The organism is Nostoc sp., assembly GCF_035638895.1.
In the GTDB taxonomy this organism is placed as follows: domain Bacteria; phylum Cyanobacteriota; class Cyanobacteriia; order Cyanobacteriales; family Nostocaceae; genus Nostoc.
The window spans coordinates 1-6,013 of the sequence record NZ_DASQZC010000528.1; the positions used below are offsets into that span (position 1 = coordinate 1).

The 6,013-nt window shown below is 41.6% G+C and carries 9 protein-coding genes and 1 pseudogene; 6 read left to right on the plus strand and 4 right to left on the minus strand.

Annotation, left to right across the window (positions count from 1 at the left end):
- From VE944_RS26140 to VE944_RS26150, 3 genes and pseudogenes are all read left to right on the plus strand, one after another.
- A pseudogene (locus VE944_RS26140) lies at positions 1–325 on the plus strand (hypothetical protein); the annotation flags it as partial.
- A gap of 54 nt (positions 326–379) precedes the next feature.
- Positions 380–664, plus strand: a complete 285-nt coding sequence (locus VE944_RS26145; protein WP_324984025.1) for a ribbon-helix-helix domain-containing protein — start codon at positions 380–382, stop codon at positions 662–664.
- Positions 665–1,011: 347 nt separating this feature from the next.
- Positions 1,012–2,814, plus strand: a complete 1,803-nt coding sequence (locus VE944_RS26150; RefSeq protein ID WP_324984028.1) for a pentapeptide repeat-containing protein — start codon at positions 1,012–1,014, stop codon at positions 2,812–2,814.
- Positions 2,815–2,942: 128 nt separating this feature from the next.
- Here the strand turns inward: VE944_RS26150 and VE944_RS26155 are convergent, their stop codons facing one another.
- From VE944_RS26155 to VE944_RS26165, 4 genes are read right to left on the minus strand one after another with little or no spacing between them, the layout of a single operon-like run.
- Positions 2,943–3,143 carry an AlbA family DNA-binding domain-containing protein gene (locus tag VE944_RS26155; RefSeq protein WP_324984031.1) on the minus strand — a complete coding sequence of 67 codons (201 nt, stop codon included), beginning with the start codon at positions 3,141–3,143 and terminating at the stop codon, positions 2,943–2,945.
- Between the two features lie 58 nt (positions 3,144–3,201).
- A complete protein-coding gene (locus VE944_RS34030) occupies positions 3,202–3,330 on the minus strand; it encodes a tyrosine-type recombinase/integrase (protein ID WP_349256796.1) in 129 nt (42 codons plus the stop codon).
- Positions 3,275–3,424 carry a hypothetical protein gene (locus VE944_RS26160; protein WP_324984034.1) on the minus strand — a complete coding sequence of 50 codons (150 nt, stop codon included), beginning with the start codon at positions 3,422–3,424 and terminating at the stop codon, positions 3,275–3,277. The genes VE944_RS34030 and VE944_RS26160 overlap by 56 nt, the downstream gene beginning before the upstream one ends.
- A 21-nt stretch (positions 3,425–3,445) precedes the next feature.
- Complete coding sequence (locus tag VE944_RS26165) at positions 3,446–4,087, minus strand: hypothetical protein (protein ID WP_324984037.1); 642 nt, start codon at positions 4,085–4,087, stop codon at positions 3,446–3,448.
- A gap of 671 nt (positions 4,088–4,758) precedes the next feature.
- On the opposite strand from VE944_RS26165, the gene VE944_RS26170 reads away from it, so the two are divergent.
- The 3 genes from VE944_RS26170 to VE944_RS26180 all read left to right on the plus strand — a co-directional run.
- The gene (locus VE944_RS26170; RefSeq protein WP_324984039.1) at positions 4,759–5,115 is read left to right on the plus strand and encodes a hypothetical protein; all 357 of its coding nucleotides are present in this window, start codon (positions 4,759–4,761) and stop codon (positions 5,113–5,115) included.
- 198 nt (positions 5,116–5,313) lie between these two features.
- Positions 5,314–5,487 carry a type I restriction enzyme endonuclease domain-containing protein gene (locus VE944_RS26175; RefSeq protein ID WP_324984045.1) on the plus strand — a complete coding sequence of 58 codons (174 nt, stop codon included), beginning with the start codon at positions 5,314–5,316 and terminating at the stop codon, positions 5,485–5,487.
- A gap of 107 nt (positions 5,488–5,594) precedes the next feature.
- Positions 5,595–6,013, plus strand: a 419-nt coding sequence (locus VE944_RS26180) for a hypothetical protein (RefSeq protein WP_324984042.1), incomplete at its 3' end; no start/stop codon positions are given.

The following is a 6,013-nucleotide window of genomic DNA, read 5'->3' on the forward strand; positions in this document are numbered from 1 at the left end:
TGCCGATTTAATTTTGATACCGTGTCAGCCCTCGATTCTGGATCTACGTGCCATAGGCAACACAATTGACTTAGTGAAGCTGGCTAAAAAAACTGCCACAGTCGTTTTGAACTCTGTTCCCACAAGAGGATCACTTGGAGAGGAGGCCGCTGATGCCATCAAAGAGTACAACGTTCCCATCGCCCCGGTTCGTATTTATGAGCGTACCGCTTTTGTGCGATCGCTGGCAGCCGGATTATCAGCACAAGAATATGAGCCAAAAGGGAAGGCTGCGGATGAGATTTGGCAACTCTACAAATGGTTGTGTAAACAAGTTAAGCTGTAAGACTGTTGCATTATATTAATGTAAACTTGTTTATATGTATACACGTTAACTGCGATGGTAAGGAACACGAAGTTAGCCGATTCTCTACGCAAGGCTTCAGAACCGGAAAAATCCACAAAGCCCGTAACAAGTCCAGATGGGGAACCACTGATCAAAAATCCTTCCACTGGAGTCGCGCCCAGTCGTCAAGGTAAGAAGGCGATCGCTGGTCACTTTGATCCGGCCGTATCCAAGCAGTTGAAGCAACTTGCGTTGTCAGAAGATACAACAGTTCAAGCGCTGCTATCCGAGGCACTGAACGATTTGTTTAGTAAGTATGGTCAAAAACCCATCGCGTAAACAGCGATCGCTCCTAGTTCAAATTGGCTCTAACATTCCTCATAGCGGCACAATGGACTGAAACTGAGGAGTAAGACAAACCTTTTTTGGGGATATCGTTTTACCAATGTAATACGCCCTTAACCCTTACTGTGCGCGAGTTTAACCCCAATGTCGTCAAATCCCATTTCCCGACATTTATTTTCCTCAACTGGCGACAGCATAGCCAGGGTGGACGCTACCCCCAACACTTGCTATAGTCCAAAGCAAACCTGTTGCTCTAGATTTTAATGAGGTTAATTGAAATTACGTCTTCATAGTTATGCCCCATTGAAGATTCTGAAGGTAGTACATAAGGAAAATCTGCAATGGTTAATGATAAGCATTATGCTTGGCTGATGAAAGGTGTGCAAGTTTGGAATGAGTGGAGAGATAACAATCCAGAAATAATTCCTGACCTCAGTGAAGCAGAACTTAGCGAAGCTGATCTTAGTGGAGCAGACCTTGATAGAGCAAACCTTAGAGATGCTGACCTCAGCGAAGCAAGTCTCAAAGATGCTAGCCTCAGAGATGCTGACCTCCACAGGGCATATCTCTACAATGCATACCTTGATGGAGCTAACCTCATTGGGGCAAACCTCGGCATGGCTCACCTCAGTGGGGTTAACCTCATAGGATTTGACTTTAGCGAAGCTGATCTTAGCGGAGCAAACCTCATCGAGACTGACCTCAGTTTCGCTAACCTCATCGGGGCAGACCTTAGTGGAGCAGACCTCAGTGGGGCAGACCTCAGTGGGGCAAACCTCAGTGGAGCAAACCTCAGTGGGGCAAACCTCAGTGGGGCAAACCTCAGTTTGGCTAATTTCAGCAGAGCAAACCTAAGTCTAGCTGTTTTAAGTGATGTTGATATTAGTGGGGCTAATCTCAATAAGATTGATCTCGAAGAAAGTAACAGATATGGTTTAGAATTCAGCAGGCCAAACCTCAGTGGAGCAAACCTCGGTGAGGTTTTTCTCGTAAATGCTAACATCAAGTACGCAAACCTCAGTAGTCTTGACTTTAGTTCGGCAGATTTCACCGATGCAGACGTAAGTTATAGTAACCTCAGTGAGGCAAATCTTAGTGGGGCTAAATTAGTTAGAACTCAAGCATTAAGAACAAATTTCACCGCAGCAAATTTTACAGGTGCTTGCTTAGAAGATTGGCATATTAATTCTCATACAAAGCTAGATAGCATTAATTGCCAATATGTCTACTGGAAAAGTGACAAACAAGAGCGCCGCCCCAGTAGCGGAGAGTTTTCACCTGGGGAGTTTAACAAGTTATTTCAAAAAGCGTTAGAAACAGTTGACTTAATTTTTGCTGATGGTATTGATTGGCAAGCATTTCTAACGTCATTTCAAAAACTACAAGTTGAGTGTGGTGGTGAAGAACTATTCATTCAAGCTATTGAAAATAAGAATGATGGTGCTTTTGTTATTCGGGTTAATGTTCCTTGTGACGCAAACAAAGCGGAAATTGAAAACTATTTAAAGCGAGAATACGACTTAGCACTAGTAGCTGTTGAGGAAAAGTACAAATTTCACTTACAAGCCAAAGATGAACAAATAGCAATTTATCGTCAGCAGAATACTGATTTGACGGAAATAGTTAAATCAATGGCTAAAAGACCTATTCAAAATATTATTGAAGTCACAGGTACTATGACTAACAATCAAGGTGGACTTTCAGTTGGCGGTTCTGTCAATAGCAACCTTAACAACGTTCAAGGCGATAACAATAAAGTAGTTCAAGGAGATACAACAGTGACCGGCGATCGCAATATCAACACAGGTGGCGGCAACTATAACGAGCGTATTGAACGCGATTATATTCAAGGGAATTACTACGCTGCTGGACAACCGCAGAGCCTTGCCCAAGCTGCTGCTGAGATTCAGCAATTACTAAAACAATTAGAGCAAACTTATCCTAGCACTACTACATCACAGCAAATGGTAGTAGCAGCAGAAGCCATAAATCGAATTGAAAGTAATCCCACTTTAAAAATACGAGTGATAAATGCTGTCAAAGAAGGAGGGTTAGCTGCATTTGAGAAAGCTATTGATAACCCAGCAGGTGCTTTTATTGTTGGTGCTATCAAAGGTTGGCAGGAAGTAGAAACAAAGGATTAAGGAAACTGAATTAAGAAAATTTTAATTTCATAGTTAGCCGAACCATAGGTCTAAAAATTTGTTTATATAAAAATATGGAAGAGCCTAACCCGTCTGAAAACCGCAATATCAATTACTACTGTCCGCAGTTAAGGAAGAAGTTCATACAATATATTACCCCCTGCTGAATTAGCAAATGCAGAAACATCCTTGCTTAAATCTTTTTTTCTACTAGGATTTCTTTTATCTAATGAATCGCATCCTTTATAGTCCAGTGTCAAGCTTTCTTGCACTCCGTCTTGGATCAGTAAATTAATATCCTCTTCTTCCCAATCCCAAGGATTTTTCATGCTAGTATACAAACCTTATTTTTCATACTAGTATACAAACCTTATTTTTCGATTGATGTCATAAATCTCCCCAATTAAAATTAAGGAAGCGTCGAGCGTTCAGCTTGGTATACTTTTCAGTGTGTTTGATATCACGGTGTCCCAGGAAGTCTTGGATTTCCCTGGTGTTGTAACCCTGATTTACCAGATAGTAGCCGCAAGCATGGCGCATCCATCATGTGACAGTGAACTTTGATATCAAGCCCTGCCTGTGCCGCCAGTCGCCCAATCAGCTTTCGCACCGCAGGAAGGGGTGAAATGGTCTAACGTTTTATTAGATCACAAAACACTTTTGCAATAGCTCTAAGAGTTACGATGGGATCAATGGGATCAAGCCTCCCATCGACGATTATGTGTGGAAGGGGTTTGTGTTTTTCAAATTCTCTTTTAAGATAGTTGCTTAAATACCAAAGCGGTTCGCCGAATTCTTCAGATTCTGAGGCCCCTAATTCAATCAACAGTGAGGTGCGTTTATTAATTTCAAGAGCAACTTTTTTGGCAAATTCGGCATTTTCTAGATAGCTTTCGCCAGTTTCGGGATAAGCATCATACCAAAGTACGTAGAGCGTGGAGGCTAAAGTTCTTCTTTGGCAGATATGGGTCTGAGGAGAATCTAGAAATTCTAGCAGCAATTCTAAATTATTTGGACTAGCAAGCGTCAAATCTTCGTCTTGTTGTGAAAAATGAAGCTTGTCGTTAATAGCCCAAATTTCTAATTGTTGGCGAGACAGTGCGGGACGTGCGTTATAGCCGCTACTAAAATCTGTGGAACCGCATTGGGAACAACATTCAGACCATGCGCGTGTTTCTTCAAATGCTGCGGTTAGTTCATCAAGAAATCGCATTTCTTCATTGCCGCATTTTGCACATGAACGGGTTTGTTCGTATTTTTGAGATTTTATCATACACTGACTAGGCTTTAACCTCAATGAACGACTCAATAAGTTATCAAATATCACTTGCTGTCCGAATACAATAATTGTATCCGCTAACTTTTTTGAGGAGTGGAGCAAAAACAGCTTTCTGTTTTTTCATGTAAAAAGACCAATTATTGATAATAGGTTCTCCACCTGCGTTACTTGATTCAAGCCGAACTCGGACGATTGCTATGTCTCCACCTGATTCAACCCTGAGAATCTAGTTCCGCTTTCGTGTCGCAACTAAATCGAGAGGGCTGTCATAAACGCCGCTTATGATTCTTGCCCCAAACGCTGATTCTCTGGTGAGCAACCATCTCTGCATCGCCATGTAGATTAATAAGCAAAACGTAACTCCCAAGTTTTCCTGCGAACAGCCACGAAATCATCACGTTTTAGGTACTATACGCCGAAATGCTTAACTTTGTCGCTCCTTGTTCAAATTGCTTTCTTGCTTTATTTCCTACTTCTTTATAACCTTCCTCTTCACCTGAGTTCATAAGATTTACTTGAATAGATCGGATGATGAAGGCGAAGATGGGGCAAACAGAAACTTATGTGCGATCGCGCATAAGTTAATTATCGAAAAATAAGTTTTTTTGCTTATAGTATAAACGTACTATACAATGGTTGCATATCTCAAAATTTGAGGACTAAATATGACAAAACCTCGTAAGAATAAACGCAACCAGAAGAATGGATTTGACCCCAAACTCATGACACCACAACAACAGACTCTCAACCGCGAAATCCTCCAACAGTACAACGCTTTTGCAGAAAAAGAGGCAACCTCAATGGGGTTTCTACCCATTACAGGAAGTGAATGCCTTTGGGGTGTTCTTATAGATTTCAAAGCTGGACGTAGTGACAAAAAGGGTTTTAAATGGTTTGAGCAAATGGTCAACAAGTGCAAGTGCGACCCCGAACATTTAGGCAAATTGTACGAATCGATTCACTCAAAACTGGCAATGTACGACCAACTAATGGATAGCGAATGCAAACGTTTAGGAATTTAAATGGTAGATTGCATTCCCATTTAGTCAAACTAAAATTATTTAAAAATAATTCTGTAAAGCTAGTTCATCCTTAGTTAATATTTACACTCAACTGAGGATGAATTAGATTTTTATGATGCTTTGGGTTTAAATGACACTTCTGTGTAAGCATTAGGGGATAAAATACTTCAAACGATCGCTCATGACTTAGTAGAGACAATCCGCCGCAACGTCACGATTGATTGGATTGTAAAAGAAAGTGTCAAAGCGAATCTGCGGAGGTTAGTCAAGCGCCTGCTGCGGAGATATGGTTATCCGCCTGAGAAACAGGAGAAGGCGATGGTGACAGTGCTGCAACAGGCAGAGTTACTGTGTAGGGATTGGGCAGCGTGAGGTTTGATGCCATGTCTGGGCTGCGATCACTCCATAGCATCTGGGCTTTGAAAAAACGGATCACTTTTCCTCTATCATCAGTTGATTGCTATCAAAATTGATATCAAATGGCTGACGACAAGACCCCAGCAAGCTCAATGATTCGTGTTCCGACTGCTTTAATTCCAGTAGTGCGCCAACTATCTAAACTGCACAGAGAGGGACATACAATTTCTGTGCTGCAAGGCTTAGAGGAATTAATATCTAAGTTTGATAGCAAGATTGATATCAATAATTCCGGCAAATTGGATCAGAAGCTAGAAAACCTGGAATCCCATCTCGACACTAAACTAGAAACAATTACCAAGAAGTTGGAACTCATAGAGAGGGCAATAGCTTCTGGTACATACAGCAACACCAGACCTCGAAGACAAGCGCACCCGTACCAACAACCCCAAGTTGAACTCCTTCCCAGAAATAATGAAAGTTTAGCCCAAAGACTTGCTGTAAGCCACCAAAGTCTCATTGCAGAAAGGGAAAACAAGAG

Bases quoted from the DNA above. Each gene is read 5' to 3' on its own strand.
- VE944_RS26170 (WP_324984039.1), top strand. From the start codon at position 4,759: ATGACAAAACCTCGTAAGAATAAACGCAACCAGAAGAATGGATTTGAC.
- VE944_RS26155 (WP_324984031.1), bottom strand. From the start codon at position 3,143: ATGAAAAATCCTTGGGATTGGGAAGAAGAGGATATTAATTTACTGATC.
- VE944_RS26145 (WP_324984025.1), top strand. From the start codon at position 380: ATGGTAAGGAACACGAAGTTAGCCGATTCTCTACGCAAGGCTTCAGAA.
- VE944_RS26165 (WP_324984037.1), bottom strand. From the start codon at position 4,087: ATGATAAAATCTCAAAAATACGAACAAACCCGTTCATGTGCAAAATGC.
- VE944_RS26150 (WP_324984028.1), top strand. From the start codon at position 1,012: ATGGTTAATGATAAGCATTATGCTTGGCTGATGAAAGGTGTGCAAGTT.